General features: G+C 66.3%; 11 protein-coding genes. 8 read left to right on the top strand and 3 right to left on the bottom strand.

Annotation, left to right across the window (positions count from 1 at the left end; genetic code table 11):
• The first annotated feature begins 4 nt into the window (after nucleotides 1–4).
• The 4 genes from AC2W7L_RS00915 (at nucleotide 5) to AC2W7L_RS00930 (ending at nucleotide 6,870) form a co-directional block, all read left to right on the top strand.
• Nucleotides 5–1,849 (top strand): MOSC domain-containing protein, encoded by a 1,845-nt coding sequence (locus AC2W7L_RS00915; RefSeq protein WP_486002846.1) that lies wholly within the window; start codon nucleotides 5–7, stop codon nucleotides 1,847–1,849.
• A 106-nt stretch (nucleotides 1,850–1,955) separates the two neighbouring features.
• Nucleotides 1,956–3,833, top strand: coding sequence for a sensor histidine kinase (locus tag AC2W7L_RS00920; RefSeq protein ID WP_486002847.1), 1,878 nt, complete (start codon nucleotides 1,956–1,958; stop codon nucleotides 3,831–3,833).
• A 55-nt stretch (nucleotides 3,834–3,888) separates the two neighbouring features.
• Nucleotides 3,889–4,623, top strand: coding sequence for a response regulator (locus AC2W7L_RS00925; protein WP_486002848.1), 735 nt, complete (start codon nucleotides 3,889–3,891; stop codon nucleotides 4,621–4,623).
• 303 nt (nucleotides 4,624–4,926) lie between these two features.
• Complete coding sequence (locus AC2W7L_RS00930) at nucleotides 4,927–6,870, top strand: penicillin-binding transpeptidase domain-containing protein (protein ID WP_486002849.1); 1,944 nt, start codon at nucleotides 4,927–4,929, stop codon at nucleotides 6,868–6,870.
• A gap of 94 nt (nucleotides 6,871–6,964) precedes the next feature.
• Here AC2W7L_RS00930 and AC2W7L_RS00935 read toward each other — a convergent pair whose 3' ends face one another.
• Nucleotides 6,965–8,566, bottom strand: a complete 1,602-nt coding sequence (locus tag AC2W7L_RS00935) for a succinic semialdehyde dehydrogenase (protein WP_486002850.1) — start codon at nucleotides 8,564–8,566, stop codon at nucleotides 6,965–6,967.
• A gap of 50 nt (nucleotides 8,567–8,616) precedes the next feature.
• Here AC2W7L_RS00935 and AC2W7L_RS00940 point away from each other — a divergent pair, with 50 nt between their 5' ends.
• Entirely contained in the window at nucleotides 8,617–9,879 is a 1,263-nt protein-coding gene (locus tag AC2W7L_RS00940; RefSeq protein ID WP_486002851.1) for an amino acid deaminase/aldolase, read from the top strand.
• The gene (locus AC2W7L_RS00945) at nucleotides 9,876–11,276 is read left to right on the top strand and encodes a D-arabinono-1,4-lactone oxidase (RefSeq protein WP_486002852.1); all 1,401 of its coding nucleotides are present in this window, start codon (nucleotides 9,876–9,878) and stop codon (nucleotides 11,274–11,276) included. Before AC2W7L_RS00940 ends, AC2W7L_RS00945 begins: the two co-directional genes overlap by 4 nt.
• Nucleotides 11,277–11,399: 123 nt before the next feature.
• Here the strand turns inward: AC2W7L_RS00945 and AC2W7L_RS00950 are convergent, their stop codons facing one another.
• Complete coding sequence (locus AC2W7L_RS00950; protein ID WP_486002853.1) at nucleotides 11,400–12,284, bottom strand: alpha/beta hydrolase family protein; 885 nt, start codon at nucleotides 12,282–12,284, stop codon at nucleotides 11,400–11,402.
• A 202-nt stretch (nucleotides 12,285–12,486) separates the two neighbouring features.
• Between AC2W7L_RS00950 and AC2W7L_RS00955 the strand changes: the two genes are divergently transcribed.
• Both AC2W7L_RS00955 and AC2W7L_RS00960 read left to right on the top strand, forming a co-directional pair.
• Nucleotides 12,487–13,866 carry an MFS transporter gene (locus tag AC2W7L_RS00955; RefSeq protein ID WP_486002854.1) on the top strand — a complete coding sequence of 460 codons (1,380 nt, stop codon included), beginning with the start codon at nucleotides 12,487–12,489 and terminating at the stop codon, nucleotides 13,864–13,866.
• Between the two features lie 154 nt (nucleotides 13,867–14,020).
• Entirely contained in the window at nucleotides 14,021–14,851 is an 831-nt protein-coding gene (locus AC2W7L_RS00960; RefSeq protein ID WP_486002855.1) for a hypothetical protein, read from the top strand.
• A 136-nt stretch (nucleotides 14,852–14,987) separates the two neighbouring features.
• Here the strand turns inward: AC2W7L_RS00960 and purB are convergent, their stop codons facing one another.
• Complete coding sequence (gene purB, locus AC2W7L_RS00965; RefSeq protein WP_486002856.1) at nucleotides 14,988–16,421, bottom strand: adenylosuccinate lyase; 1,434 nt, start codon at nucleotides 16,419–16,421, stop codon at nucleotides 14,988–14,990.
• Nucleotides 16,422–16,506: the final 85 nt, after the last annotated feature.

Raw genomic sequence — 16,506 nt, forward strand, 5'->3', positions numbered from 1 at the left:
AGATATGCGTGCTGCCAGACTGTTCCGGTTCCCGGTCAAGGGATTCCCCGCCGAGGAGCTCACCGAAGCTCGGGTGGTCAGGGACCGCGGAATCCGCGGCGACCGGATCGCGGCGTTCACGAACGGCAGCCTCGACGTCCCCGCCGACGCCTGGCACTCGTACTCCGCTTTCACCGTGCTCAAGAACGACACCGACCTGCAGAAATGGCAGGTGGCAGCAACCCTCCCCGAGGCGACCGACACCGAATCCGCGATCGAGTCCGGTCCTGATGATCGGAACTCCACCGTCGAGGCGGCCGACCATGACTCCGCGACCGTGACCCTGACGGCTCCGACGGGGGAGTCGACGACCTTCTCCACCGACGATGATCAGGGCAGAGCCGCCTCGGCGAGCTTCCTCTCTGAGCGCATACCCCCTCAGGGTACATTCCCGCGCTGCCTGGCCGTCGCCGATCAGGGGATGTTCGACTCGCAGCGCTCGGGGATCTCGCTCATCAACCCCGCCACGGTCGCCGCGATCGCCGAGACGGACGAAGGACGAGCAGCCCTCGGCACTGATAACGATGAACTCGATCCGCTGAGGTTCCGCGGCAATGTCCTCGTCGAGGGACTCGCGCCGTTCGAGGAATTCGCGCTCATCGGTTCGATCATCCGCCTCGGCGGGGTGCGCCTGGCGATCCGCTCGACGATCGAACGCTGCCCGGCGACCACCGTCAATCCGACCACCACCGAGGTCGACGTCAATGTGCCGCGGCTACTCAACTCCGCCTGCGGGCATCTGCACTGCGGAATCTACGGGCAGATCCTCGAGACCGGCGATGTCAGAGCCGGCGACGAGATCACCGTCGAAGGCCCAGCCCCGCGCGAACTCATCAAGGTCGCGCGCACGCCGCGCTTCATGACCGTCGTCGGGCGTCAGCAGATCTGCAACGACATTGTCGAGGTGTCCCTGCGCGACGACCTCGGCTGGATCCGCGAGTTCGACGAACCGGGCACGAACCTGCGCGTCCACCTCGACCTCGGCGCACCGTTCTGGCGGACCTATACGATCACCGACGTCGACGACGACATCGTCCGCATCGCCGTGCGCACCCAGGGCAAGGGCTCCCGCGCGGTGGCGTCGCTGGACGAAGGACAGCGGATCCTCACCTCCGGCCCGCACGGAACCATGACCGCCTCCCGCGTCTTCGGCGGCACAACGGCCCTGATCACCGCGGGAATCGGCATCACCCCGAGCCTCGGACTGCTGCGCAGCGATGGGCTGGCCGACCTGCCCGCCACCGACCGGATCCGGCTCTTCCACGTCGACCGCGACCACCGCACCGCCTGCCTGTGGAACCGGCTGCAGGACCGCGCCCACTCGGGAGCCGTGCCCGTCGAGACTCACCACCGCGACACCGCGACGGTCGGCCGACCCGGCCACCGGGAACTCGTCGACTGGGTGGCCGGCTGCGACAACGTTATGGTCTGCGGACCCCGCGACTTCACGGCGGCCGTGCTCGCCGCCGCTGACGAGGCCGGCGTTCCCGCCGTCCACCAGGAGACCTTCGCCTCTCCGAACACGGGAATGAGCGAGGCCATCGCCGCATGCTCGCCCGCCGAGGTGACCCTGGAGGAATCGGGCACGAGCTTCGTCTGGCAGCCGCAGGAAGGCACCCTGCTCGAATCCTTGGAAGCGCGCGGATTCCGGTCTCCGAGCTCCTGCCGAGGCGGATCCTGCGGAACCTGCTCGGTGTCCCTGGCCGCCGGGTCCGTGCTCTACCCGATCGAACCGGCTGCCCGAGTCGAGGGCGACGAAGTGCTCGTGTGCTCCGCGGTCCCCGCCGGGCCCATCAGTCTGGCTCTCTGAACCCGGCAGCCTGACCAAGCAGGCTAGTCAGGCAGGCTGACTCGGCGCTCTGACCCCGCCGGGTGAACCGGCAGAGGGCGCTCGACCGGGTGGCACAATGGATTCCATGCCGAAGAAGAAGCGCACCGTGCTGTCGAAGGGGCCCGCCGGACCGGTGGGTCGCCTGAGTCGGTGGGTCCGCCTCTCCGCAGCCGGTCGGATCATGTTCGCGAACTCGATCATGCTCGTGGGAATCATGGTGCTCACGACGAGTCTGCTCTACCTCCAGCTCTCCCAGCTCAACACGAAGCGCGAACAGGACCTGCTGCGGTCGGCCGCGGACAACATCTCGATGTCGCTGGGCCTCGTCGGCACCGGTGACGTCGGCCAAGACGACTATCTCGACTCCGAGTCCCGCGACGACGTCCAGACGCTGCTGGACAACGTCATCAGCCAATACGGCTTCGACATCGCCGCGGTCGTGCCCATCGACTTCCTCCTCACCCCGCCGACCCTGGGCTCACCCGGACGCCAACAGGCGCTGGAAGCGAAGACCGCCTCGGCGGATTCCGGGAAGATTCCCGAGGACTCCATCGACCAGCTGGCCCAGGCCGTCGACGGACAGGCCCTGCAGGAGGGCAGGTCGACCGTGCGCTTCATCAACGACGGCGGCCCGGCCGACGGCACCATGTACGTCGTCACCCCCGTCTACGCCGAGCACGTCGGCGTCGACGGACTGAGATCGGACACCGTCGTCGGCGCCGTCATCGTCGGCAGCTCCGCCGATTCGGTCCGCGAAGGCTTCCTGGCACAGGGCAAATGGCTCATCGGCATCGCCGTGCTCACCCTCATCCTCGGCATCGGCTCGTCCTGGGTGACATCGCGGGGACTGCGCAGGGTCACCGGCGACTACGGTGCCGACGAGCTGCGCAGCATGCTCGACTTCTACTCCTCCGTGCTCACGGCCGTCTCCGAAGGACTGCTGCTCGTCGACCGTGCCCGCGGAATCGTGCTCATCAACACCGAGGCCCGGGAACTGCTGGGCATGCCGCCCGCCGGTGACGATGCGGACCCGGGCCCCACCTCGGCGGAGGAGATGCCGCTGCGCGAACTCGACCTGCCCGAGGCGCTGCACGATCTGCTCGCCTCCGGCCGGTGGGCTCGTGACGAGATCCACTACACCGACGACCGCGTCCTCGTCGTCAATCAGCAGCCCACCGAGGCGGCCAGTGACACCTGGGTCGTGACCATGCGCGATCACACGGAGCTGGCCGAGCTCTCCGGTGAACTCGTCTCCGTGCGGTCCTTCTCCGATTCCCTGCGCGCGCAGACCCACGAATACGCGAACCGGCTGCACATGGTCGTGTCCCTGCTCGAGACCGGGCACGTCGACGAGGCCATCGACTTCGCGGCCAAGGACATCGACGATCTCAACCGGGTCAACGGGGACGGGTCGATGACCTTCGACCACCCCGTCCTCTCGGCCCTGCTGCTGTCCAAGATCTCCCAAGCCGCCGAGGCGGGCATCGAGATGACGGTGGACACCGCGGACCTCACGGGCAACCTCGGCGGAGATGATCGCGACCTCGCCACGATCCTCGGCAACCTCGTCGACAATGCCTTCGACGCTCTGAGCAGGCAGGATGTTCTGTCCGAAGACAAGAGGGTCCATGTCGAGCTCTCCGGTTCCGGCGGTCCCGGCGGATTCATGATCGAAGTCAGCGACGACGGTCCGGGCATCGATGAGGAGTACCTCGACGCGATCTTCGAACGCGGCTGGTCGACGAAGCACGACGGCGTCGAGACCGACCAGGGGCAGGGACGTCAGCAGACGGGGACCCGCGGAGTCGGGTTGTCCCTGGTCGTGCAGGCGGTCCGCCGCCTCGGGGGAGCCGTCGACCTGCAGGGCCGTGGAGAGGACTGCGACCGATTCAAGGGCGCAGTGCTCACGGTGTGGCTGCCCGACGCCGGTAGTGCAGGCCAAGTCGAACACCACTCGATGTAACGGGACTGCAACACGATCCAGGGCGCTGTCAAACAGGTGAAGATAGACTGGCGGCATGTCGGACACAACTACGCCTGAATCGAGCATCGGTGTGCTCGTCGTCGAGGACGAGGTGGTCGCCGCCCGTGCTCACGCGAAGTACATCGACCGCATCGACGGCTATCACGTCGCGGGAGTGGCGAAGAACGCCACCCAGGCGATGGCTGCTGTCACGGGGCAGATCTACGGCCTCGACCCCTCCGGCATCCACCTCGTCCTCCTCGATATGAACCTGCCCGACGGGCACGGACTCCAGGTCTGCCGTGGCATCCGCGGTCAGCGCGTCGACGTCGACATCATCGCCGTCACCGCGGCCCGCGACATGCAGATCGTGCAGGAGGCTCTGTCCTATGGGGTCGCCCAGTACATCATCAAGCCCTTCACCTTCCCCGTATTCAAATCCAAACTCGAGGCATATTCGTCCTTCCGCAACCGCCTCGGCGGGGATTCGAACGACGGCGAGGTCACCCAGACCGAGGTCGACAAGGCGATCTCGGCTCTGCGCACCCACACCGTGGCAGCGACTGCGAAGGGCGTGCCCGATGCGGTCCAGGCTGAGGTGAAGAAGCTGCTCAACGAGAACCCGGGTCAGTCCGCGGCCGAGTTGGCCGAAGGCCTCGGCGTCTCCCGAGTCACCGCTCGTCGCTATCTCGAATCCATGGCTGACGCCGGCATGCTCGAGCGGCGTCCCCGGTACGGTTCGGCCGGACGTCCCGTCCTCGAATACACCGTCGTCCCCGACGCAGGCTGACTATTCCGCGGATTCTGCACCGCTAGGTGGGCGAAATGGTCACGCTAGGTGGGATAAATGGTCACGAAAAACCGTGGTCGGCGTGACCATTTTGACCACCTAGTGGGTCCGGATGGCAGGAATACGTGACCGTGACCGATGCCGTGGGCATTGTTGGGTCGATCCACGGCGTTCTGAGCGCCGAAACCGCCGTGGATCGACCTAACAATCGGTCATGGACCGACGTGGCGGCGGGCTCTGCGTGCCCACCCGACCTGCCGCATGGCAATGGACATTGCGGAATCCCCGGTAGAGGATGGTTCCATGTCGAAGAAGTCCCGGGTCTGGCTGGCCGTCTCACTCGTTATCGTGCTGCTCGCCGGAGCCGGGGTCTTCGCCCTCTTCCGGCTTCCGATGACGAAGTCCTCCGCCGCCGAGGCGGCCGCTCACGACCTCGCCGAAGAGCAGCTGAGCTCGGACATCTGGCATGAGAAGGACCTCGCCCAAGGGCTGTTCGACCGGGTCACGAAGTCGTTGGGCAAGAGGGTCGACCTGCGATCGGTCACCGTTGACGACATCACCGAGGCCGATGGCCGCACCGTGGCCACACTCGACTGGACCTGGGCGAACAACGACGGAGAGTCCTGGGAATACAGTTCCCAGCTGCCGTTGGAGAAGAGCGGACTCTTCTGGTGGGCGGATCTCACGGAGAAGGCCATCCACCCGAAGCTCGGCAAGGGCGGCAGCTTCGCACTGCGCGCGAATCCAGGCGGACGCGGGAAGATCCTCGGTGCCGATGACGAAGTGCTCATGGAGGACGGGAAGGTCATCGATATCGGCATCCACCCGAACCGGCTCGACCCCGACACCATCGGCAAGCTCGTCAAGGGGCTCAATGACGGCGTCGACTCCCTCGACCTCGACGCCGATGACCTCGAGAAGTCGGTCGATGACGCCGAGGACAATCAGCTCGTCCCCGTCGTGACCCTGCGCGAAGACGACTACAAAGAGGTCAAGAGCGCCATCCACGATCTGCCGGGAATCCTCTTCACCGAGGATACCCAGACCCTGACACGCTCCCGCGGGTTCGCCCAGGCCACACTCGGTTCGGCCGGACCCGCCAGCGCCGATGACATCGAGAAGTCCAAGGGCGAGATCATCGCCGGTGACATCGTCGGGCGCACCGGACTGCAGAAGACCTTCAACTCCCGCCTCGCAGGTCCCGGCAGCGTCGAAGTCTTCGCCAAGGGCGATGCGACCGACGACAAGGGTGGGAAGACGAAGCTGACGAGCCTGCACGCCTTCGAATCGAAGGACGGCGAGGATCTCGAGACCACCCTCGACGTCGACATCCAGGCCGCCGCGGACAAGGCGGCGGCGACCGCGAAGAAACCCGCTGCTGTCGTCGCGATCCGCCCCAGCGACGGTCATGTTCTCGCCGTGGCCAACCATGACCCGGGAGGAGCGGCCTGGGACCGAGCATTAAGCGGCCAGTATGCTCCCGGCTCGGTGTTCAAGATCGCCTCGGGGCTGGCGCTGCTCGACGCCGGGGTGGGTCCCGATGACGACATCGACTGCCCGAAGACCGTGAACGTCGGCGGGAAGAGCTTCAAGAACGCCGAAGACGAAGTGCTCGGCAACGTCAGCTTCGCCGAGAACTTCGCACACTCCTGCAACACCGCCTTCGTGTCCTCCGGCGAAAAGGTCTCAGGCAGCGAGTTGGCCGATGCTGCCGCCCAGCTCGGCATGCTCGGCGACGCCTCGGCCATCGGCGCGAAGATGGCCTCGGTGCCGGCCGACGATGACGAGGTCACCCATGCCGCGCAGATGATCGGTCAGGGCAAGGTGCAGTCGAGCCCGCTGGCCGTGGCGACGATGACCGCCTCGGTCGAGGCGGGGGAGACGATCACCCCGCAGCTCGTCCTCGGAGATGCGGTCGAGGAGGCGGAGAACGGCGACAGCGGCGAAGGCGCCGGCGACGGCAGCGACTCCCCGACGCTCGACGCGGACGCGGCGAAGGAGATCTCCGAGATGATGCGCAAGGTCGTCACCGAGGGAACCGCCACCGATCTCGAAGATGTTCCCGGCGATCCCGTCCACGGCAAGACCGGAACGGCCGAATACGGCGACGAGACCCCGCCGCGCACTCACTCATGGTTCGCCGGATTCCAGGGCGACCTGGCCGTGGCCGTCCTCGTCGAGGACGGCGGATTCGGCGCCGAGGCGGCCGTCCCGGTGGCGCACGACTTCCTCGACGAGGTCAACTGACCACCACCGAGGCGGCTCCCTCGGGCGGAGCGGCAACCGCAGCTGACCTGCGGCCGCCTCCCGACGGGGACGCGCCCCCTGCTTCATGCGCGGATTATTTCATGCGCAGCGACCGCATCACCTGAAGCGCACCGGACATGGCCTTCGCGAACGTCTTCTGGTCGAGAGGACCAGCCGGCGCGATCGGGTGGAGGCGCTGTTCGGCGATCGTGTGCGAGTGCATGAACTGGTAGAGGCCCTCGGGTCCGTGCCGGTGGCCCATCCCCGAGGCCTTGACTCCTCCGGCCGGAGCGTCGATGGACCCCCAGCTGGCCGGGTAGACCTCATTGACATTGACCATTCCGGATTCGACCTGACGCGCGATCTCACGCCCGTGGGAGCGAGAGTACACGGAGGCCGCGAGTCCGTAGTCGCTGTCATTGGCCGCAGCGATCGCCGCGGCGTCGGACGGGACCGAATAGACGGAGACGACGGGACCGAACGTCTCCTCGCGACGCAGCTCGGATGACGCGGGAACATCCGTGAGAACTGTCGGAGCGTAGAAATAGGGACCGAGATCGGGCACTGGGTGTCCGCCGGCAAGGACCGTGGCGCCGACGCTGCGGGCCTGTTCGACATGTTGGGTGATCGTCTCGAGCTGCTTCGGCCCCGCCAGGGTGCCCATGTCCGGGCCGTACTCGAATTCGGCGCTGAGACGGTAGGCCCGGGCCGCCTCGGCGAAATGGGTGCAGAAGGTCTCATAGAGGTCCTCGTGGACGTAGATGCGCTCGATCGAGATGCACAGCTGCCCGGCCGAGGAGAACGACCCGCGAACGGCACCTTCGACGGCCTTCTCCAGGTCCGCGTCGGCGGCCACGATCAGGGGATTCTTTCCCCCGAGCTCGAGCGCGGTCGGGAGCAGACGCTGCCCCGTCTCGGCGGCGATCGACCGTCCCGCGGCCGTCGAACCGGTGAACGAGATTCCGTCCGCACCGGCCATGAGCGCGTGCCCGAGCTCGGAGGACGGGCCGGGCACGAGCTGCCAGACCTCGGGAGGCAGACCGGCGGCGATCGCCAGCCTGCGCATGAACACCGAGGTCAGCGTCGTGGTCGAATCGGGTTTGTGGACGACGGCGTTGCCGGCGGTCAGGGCCGCGAACAGGTCGGTCGCTCCCAGGGTGAGCGGGTAGTTCCATGGGGTGATGAACCCGACCACTCCCAGCGGAGTGCGCGTGATCTCGGTGCGGGTGAGCACGGGGATCGCCCCGCGCCGACGTTCGGGACGCAGATAACGGGCGGCCATCACCCCGTAGTGGCGCAGCACGTTGTAGGTATCGAGGATCTCGTCATAGGCGTGGATGCGAGCCTTGCCGGTCTCGTACTGGATGATGTCGAGCAGCAGGTCCTCGTTCCGAGCCAGTGCGGAATGCAGTCGAGTGAGCACCTTCGCCCGGTGCTCCACCGACTGGGCAGCCCACGTGGGGCCGGCGATGCGGGCCGTGGCGTAGGCGGCTTCGATATCGGCAGGAGTGTTCCGAGTGAACCGGTCGACCTCTCGGCCGGTGAACGGTTCGACGCCGCGCATCACCTCGCCCGAACCGGAGGCATCCGCGTACGGATCGGTGTCGAGGAAGTCCCGCAGCGCCGCGGTGACATGCGAGGATGCGGTCCCGGCAGCGTCTGCTTCGGAGGTGCGTGCGGTGGTCTCTGTGCTCATCGGCTTCCTAATTCATGTGACGTAGGTCATCGCAGGCTAGACTACCCAATATGGTGTCGAGTGGTCTCCGGGGTGCGCTGAAAGGAACCTGTGCACCCACCGCCGTCCTCGATCTCGACGCCTTCGACGCCAACCTCGACGCCCTGGCCGAGCGCGCTCGCGGACTGCCGATCCGGCTGGCCACGAAGTCCCTGCGCGTGCCCGCCGCCATCGACCGGGCGCTCGCCCATCCCGGCTATTCCAGTGTGCTCGCGTATTCCGTCCCCGAGGCACTGTTCCTCCACGCCCGCGGCATCCGCGATATCGTCATCGGCTATCCCAGCCTCGACCGTCCCGCCCTGGCGCGGATGATCGCCGAGGCGGATGCGCTCTCGAACATCACCGTGATGATCGATTCCGTGGACCACCTCGACATCATTGACGACGTCCGGAGATCCCTCGCCGAGGCGGGGCGGAAGTCCTCCTCGGACGGGACCGGTCCGGCAGGGGAGGGGAAGAACCTCGCCGAGGCGGGAGCCGCCTCGGTGCGGGTGTGCATCGACGTCGACTCCTCCTATCGACCGGCCGAGTCCTGGTTGGGCGACCGCGTCCATATCGGGGCCAGGCGCTCGCCGATCCGGGATGCCCGATCAGCCGTCGCCTTGGCCCGGCAGGTGGCGGCTCGTCCCGGTTTCGACCTCGTGGGGATGATGTTCTACGAAGGCCAGATCGCAGGCACCGCCGACGCCGGACGAACGGTCAGGCAGGCGATCGTGCGGGCCATGCAGAAGGCCTCGATCGCCGAACTCGCCGAACGACGAGCCGCCGTCATCGCCGCGGTCCGTGAGATCGCCGACCTCGAATTCGTCAACGGCGGGGGAACCGGCTCGTTCGAGTCCAGTTCCGTCGAAGGCACACTGACCGAACTCGCCGCCGGATCCGGCCTCTTCTCCCCGGGACTCTTCGACGGCTATACGCACTTTCGGCATCGGCCGGCCGCGTACTTCGTGTCTCCCGTCGTGCGCAGGCCCGGCCCTGGCTGGGTGACGGTCTTCAAAGGCGGATTCATCGCCTCCGGGGTTCCCGGTTCCGACCGGCTGCCGACCATCGCCTGGCCGCCGGGCCTCGAGTATTCCGGTCTCGAAGGCCCCGGAGAGGTGCAGACTCCGCTGACCGGGCCGGGCACGGACGCACTGCGCATCGGCGATCTCGTGTGGTTCCGGCATGCCAAGGCCGGGGAGCTGGCCGAACATTTCAATGACTTCCAGGTCGTGTCCCAGGACCGCATCGGCGCTGTCTGGACCACCTATCGAGGAGAGGGACTCGTTCTGTGAGAGAAGTGCAGTCAGGGCGCGGCGAACGGGCCGGACGCGGTGCGAAAAGCGGCTCGGCGAAGGGCCGGCACGCGTTTCGGAACTGGGCCGGGCACGTCCACGCGCATCCGCACACGTTCTCCAGTCCCGTCTCGGCGGAGGAATTATCGGAAATCGTCACAGCCGCTGCGGCGGCGGGGGACCGGCTGCGGGTCGTCGGGGCCGGGCATTCGTTCACTCCCGTGGCCGCCGGCGATGACGTCATGGTCAGCCTCGACGGACTGTCGGGGATCGTCGCCGTCGATGAGGCGCGCAAGCGGGTGCGCTTTGCCGCCGGCACTCGGCTGCGGGACATTCCCGCACTGCTCGCTCCCGTCGGCCTGGCCCTGGAGAATCAGGGAGACGTCAATCCGCAGGCCCTGGCCGGTGCGATCTCGACGAGCACGCACGGCACCGGGATCGGGTTCACGGGATTCGCCGGGACCGTCACCGGACTGAGCCTGATGGGCCCCGACGGTGCGGTGCGCGAACTCTCGGCCGAGGCGGAATCGGAGGTATTCGACCTCGCGCGGGTCAGCCTCGGCGTCCTCGGTGTCATCACCGAGGTCGAGCTCCAGTGTGTGCCGGCCTTCGACCTCATCGCCGAGGAGAAGGTCGCCGGATTCGATGAGCTCCTCGACGGGCTGGCCGAGCGGATGCGCGGGGCCGACCATTTCGAGTTCTACTGGTTCCCGCACACCGATTCGGTGCTGACGAAGACGAACACCCGGGTTGAGCCTGGGCAGGCCGGGCCGGGCCGCCTCGCCGAGGCGGGGGTGCGCAACCGTTGGCTCAACCTCCTCGACAAAGAGGTGGTGGAGAACGGAGCGCTGCGGTTGGCCGTCGAACTCGGGGCGAAGGTTCCGGCCGTGGTGCCCTCGATCAATCGCATCGCCCAGTCGGTCGTGGCTGATCGGACCTACCGGGCTCCGGGCCACGATGTGTTCGTCACCCCACGGCGGGTGCGGTTCAACGAGATGGAATACGCGCTGCCCTTCGAATCCGGACCTGAAGCGATTCGGGAGATCCGTGACGTCATCGAGGCTAAGGGGTGGACGATCTCCTTCCCTCTCGAGGTCCGGTGTGCCGCCGCCGACGATGTGCCCTTGTCGACGGCGACGGGGCGGGAGACGATGTACATCGCCGTGCACCGCTTCATCAAAGAGGACTTCGCCGAGTACTTCCGCGTCGTCGAGGAGATTCTGTGCCGGCACGGCGGCCGACCGCACTGGGGCAAGATCCACACTCGTACCGCCGCTGACCTGCACGAGCTCTATCCGCGATTCGCGGACTTCTGCGATCTGCGGGCTCGACTGGATCCGGAGGCCATGTTCGGCAATCGCTTCACCGACTCGCTGTTCGGCGTCGCCCGCGGCTGAGGTCGTTCGACGTCATCCGCTGCTGAGGGGCGGTCAGTTGACAGGTGGTCGCAAACGGATACTGGCGGTCGAGAAGTGGTCGCAAACGGATACTTCTGGGCGCGGAGAACCTCCGGTAGTGACCTAGTCTTCGGCTGCTCGCGCGTCGAGCCAGTCGAGGATCTCCGGCCAGGCGGCCTCGGCGGTCGATCTGCGCATGAGGCCGTGATGTCCGATGCTCTTCACTCCGAGCTCCTCCGGGGCGAAGGTGCGACGAGTCACCGGGGCCAGTCGCAGCCGGTCGGTGATCGCATCGATGAACGCCTGCGTCGCCCAAGGATCGTCTGAGGTGCCGATGGCGAGCACAGGTGTGCGCAGTCGGGAGGCTCGTGCCTCGGCATCGAAGCTCGGGTCATCGAAGAAGAAGTGGGGGCGGCGCAGCCACTTCGTCCACTCGTAGAGAGCGGCAGCGGGAATGTCCTCACCGAGTCCCACTCGGCTGCCGGGCATGTACCCGAACACCCGAGTGATCGCTCTGCCGAAGACCCCGAGGCCGAATTCCACCCGGAACCGCTCGCTGCGGGGTGCGATTTGGCGCGCCGCCACCATCGCTGTGGCGACAGTGGCGATTCCGGACAGACGCTGACCGCCGTACCCCAGGAGCAGAGCGTGCCCGCCGACGCTGTGGCCCAACGCCGTATGCGGCAGATCAGTAAATCTCTCCTCCGCCCAGGCGCCCGCTGCCGCCACATCTTCGGAGATCCAGTCGCGCATGCGGATGTGCCGATGTGTGCGAGCTTCCGTTCGATCGCCGACGCCGCGGAAGCCGTAGGTGATCACGGCGAACCCTCTCGCGGCGGCCGCCTCGGCGAAGGAGAAGTAGAAGCGTTCCGGAGTCGCGGTCGCCGGGTGGATCGTCAGCACCGCACGGCGGTCGGCCGTGGGGAGGAAGAGATGTCCCTCGAGGTCGTTGGATCCGTACCGGCTCGGCACCGGGATGCGTACGTCCTGTTTGAGAAGTGAGTCCATATCCTTCAGCGTAATGACCACGACGCCAGGGTGCTACTAGTCGGTAATGTCTTTCTCGCTGCCGGCGTCCGTACCGGCATAGTCCGCAACGTCCTCATTGCGATCCTCCGCATCAATCAGCTGGATCCTCCGGCGCAATCTCTGCATCACACAGCAGTTCTCGGCGGGATTCCATGTCGGAGCGTGCTGGTACGCTCGGGTCATGACCGCGTCGGATCGGAACCATCCCGCATCACCCACCCAGGCAACAAGCCGAGAGCGGGAGAGAGGCCGGCGCAGGTCGATGTTCGTCGCCGCCTTCGGCACCGTCGTCGAATGGTACGACTTCTCGATCTTCTTCTATGTCGCTACGACCCTGACCAAGGAGTTCTTCGGCGATCAGACGGATTCTCTGCTGCTGACTCTCGGGGTCGGCGCGGCGGGATTCCTCTTCCGGCCCTTGGGCGCGATGGTCTTCGGCCACCTCGGTGATCGGATCGGGCGACGATCGACGCTCATCATCTCCGCGGTCCTCATGGCGATCTCCATGCTCGGGATCGCGGTCATCCCGAACTACGACACGATCGGCATCTGGGCAGGCGTCCTCATGGTTGCCCTGCGCTGCCTGTCCGGATTCTCCGTCGGCGCGGAATACACGGGAATCATGGTCTTCCTCATGGAATCGGCGGGACCGGGAAAGCGCGGATTGGCGGCCAGCTGGGCTGCGGCCAACAGCGAGGTCGGCGCCCTCTTGGCGGTGGGATCCGGTGCGCTGCTGGCGAATACGCTCAGCCCCGAGGCAATGGACTCCTGGGGTTGGCGGCTGCTGTTCGTCCTCGGTGCCGTGCTCGCCATCCTCATGGTTCCGCTGCGGTCGATGATGGAGGAGACCGAGACCTTCAAACGGCTCCAGCAGGCTGAGAAGGAGAAGAAGGGCACGAAGGACACGGCCCTCGAGCGCTCCCCGCTCATCACCGCGATCCTCGAGCAGCCGCGGGCGATCCTCGTCGCTTTCCTCATCTCCTCGATCGGCTCGGTCAGCTACTTCCTCAACATCACCTATGTGCCCACCTACATCGAGGAGGTGGCGAAGGTCCCGAACTCCGGCTCCCTGGCCCTGGGCACGGTCGCGGCCGTGGTCGCCATCGTCGTCACCCCGTTCTTCGGCTTGGCCTCGGACAGGTTCGGGCGCAAACCCGCCCTGGCCGTTCTCATGGCTGTCTTCGTGTTCACGATCATTCCCGCATACGCTCTGCTGGGCGGCAGCTCCTCAAGTGGGGCGGTCTTCGGTGTTGCGTTCCTCGCAATTCCCGCCGCCGGGTGGAGCGCGGTGGCTGCCGCTATGGTGCCCGAGCAGTTCACCGGCACGAGCCGTTTCTCCGGCATGGCGATCGGCTACAACGTCGCCACCGTCCTCTTCGGCGGTCTCTCGCCGCTCATCGCCACGGCACTCATGTCGTCGACAGGCATCACTCTGGCCCCGGCGATCTACGCCACCGTCGTCATCGTCGTCGCCGGAGTCCCGACCCTCATCCTCGCCCGCAGCATGGGCAAGAAGACCCTCGCCGAGGTGGACGAGGACAAGCATCTCGTCCCTGCTTGAGAGCGTGGCCGGGGGCTGCGGCGGATCGGTGACAGACGTTGCCGTTCTGCCACACGATGCGCGCATCTCGAGCGTGCCGGGCTCATAGATTGGTTTCAGAACACGCATTCGGGCGACCTGCTCCCGGGTGTGAGAGACCGATCAAGGAGTCATCATGAAACGCATGAAGCGCGCCACCTTCACCGCCGCGGCCCTGCTCAGCTGCACCCTCACCTTCTCGGGCTGCTCGCTCATCAGCCAGGTCGTATCGGACCAAGACGGGACTGCCGGCGAACAGGCGAACGCCGATGGTCAGGATCAGGGCGACCAGGACCAGAACGGTCAGGACCAGGGCGACCAGAACGGGCAGGAGTCGGGCGCCGACCAGAACGGCCAGCAGCCGAATGCCGACCAGAACGGGCAGGACCAGAGCGGCGGTCAGGACTCGAGTTCCGATCAGTCGGCATCGAACTCCTCGAATTCTTCGTCATCGTCGACTTCATCCGCCGACGGGTCCACAGGCTCGGACTCGGGAGCGTCGTCCGGCAGCCAGGGCCAGGTCAGAATCGGCGAAAGCTTCGAAGATCCGGAGATGCAGGACAAGATCGAGGTGCTCTCGGCGGTGCGGAACTTCGACTCGTCCAAGAAGGCCTCGTCGATCGAACTCGGCGGCGAAGTCGTCCTCCTCGAAGTCAAGGTCACCCCGGGACAGAAATACAGCGGACTCATCCAATCCGGAGCCTTGAAGATCTCAGAGGACGGTGGAACGAACTTCCGCTACGACCAGACCGACGGCCTCGAATCCGAGATGAGGGCCGCCGGATTCGAGCCCTGGGAAGATATCAATCGCCGCGACGGCGGAACGCACCAGGGCTGGCTCGCCTATGTTCCGAATGAGAAGCAGGACACCTACACGATCCGCTACGAACGCGGACCCGGCAAGGTGATGGGAACCGACGAGAAGGTCCCGGAGTTCACGAAGACCTTCGACATCCCCGCTCTCTGACTCTCGAGGCCCAACCGCGCGACCCGCGGCTGCGGCACGTGAGTTCTGCGGCCAGGCGGCGTCGGCCGATCAGCGACATACGCATCGCGCGTCTCCGATTCGGAGACCGGCCGCGATGCGTCGTCAGCGTCTTGGATCAGCCTTCGCTGAATGCCTTCCAGTCAGACACCTCGGACTCGGCGAGCTGAGCGGCCACACCGGTGTAGGTGGCAGGCGTCAGAGCCTTGAGCAGTTCGGCACGCTCCTCGGGCAGGCCGAGGCCGTCGACGAACGTCTGCAGATCGGCCTGGTTGATGCGCTTGCCGCGAGTGAGTTCCTTGAGCGTTTCGTACGGGTTGTCCATGCCCGGCACGCCTTGCAGCCCGGCGGCACGCATGACCGACTGGACTGCTTCGCCGAGGACCTCCCAGTTGCCGTCGAGGTCGGCGGCCAGAGCATCCTCGTTGATCGCGAGGGCACCGAGGCCCTTGACAAGGTTGTTGAGCGCGAGCACGGAGTGGCCGTAGGCGACGCCGATATTGCGCTGCGAGGTCGAGTCGGTGAGGTCGCGCTGCATCCGCGAGGTGACCAGCGTCGAACCGAGGGAATCGAGCAGGGCGCAGGAGAGCTCGAGGTTCGCTTCGGCGTTCTCGAACCGGATCGGGTTGACCTTGTGCGGCATCGTCGACGAACCGGTCGCACCGGCGACGGGGATCTGCTTGAAGTAGTTCATCGAGATGTAGGTCCACATGTCGGTGGCCAGGTTGTGCGCGATCCTGTTGAACCGAGCGATATCGGCGAACAGTTCGGCGTTCCAGTCGTGCGACTCGATCTGTGTTGTCAGAGCGTTGAAGCTCAGCCCGAGGCGGTCTTCGACGAAGGTGCGTGCGATCTGCGGCCAATCGGCTCCCGGCACGGCCGCCAGGTGAGCGGAATAGGTGCCGGTGGCGCCGTTGATCTTGCCGAGGAACTCTGTGGCGGCGATGCGTTCGTACTGGCGGCGCAGGCGGTGGACGAAGACCGCGAGTTCCTTGCCCATCGTCGTCGGGGTGGCCGGCTGACCGTGGGTGTGGGCGAGCATCGGCACCTCGGCCAGCTCCGCGGCGGACTCGGCGAGAGCGTCGATGAGGGCCTTCGCTCGCGGCAACCACACCTGTTCGGTGGCGCCCTTGATTCCCAGCGCCCAGGAGAGGTTGTTGATGTCTTCGGACGTGCAGCAGAAGTGGACGAGCTCACCGAGATCCTCGGCGCCGATCTTCACTAGGGCTTCTTTGATTGTGTATTCGACGGCCTTGACGTCGTGGACGGTGACGGCTTCATGAGCGGCCAGCGTGGCGATGGTGTCGGCGTCGAAGTCGGCGGCGAAGGCACGCAGTCCGTCGACCTCATCGGGGGTGAGGGTGCGGACGCCCTCGATCACCGAGTTCTGGGCGAGGTGGATGAACCATTCGATCTCGACCGTGATGCGATTGCGGTTGAGAGCCGCCTCGGAGAGGTGATCGACGAGGTCAGCGGTGTCTTTGCGGTAGCGACCATCAAGCGGTCCGAGAGCGATGGCGGGCGAGATTTCGGCAAGGGAAACAGTCGGCATGCCCTCATTTTCTCATGAGCGGCGAACCGGGGCGGCACCCGTCCGGGTCTACCGGCCGGTAGACCCGGAAGGAGAGCTGGACTCG

The sequence above is a fragment of the Brevibacterium sp. LAARM3_SD1 genome, from assembly GCF_057364765.1.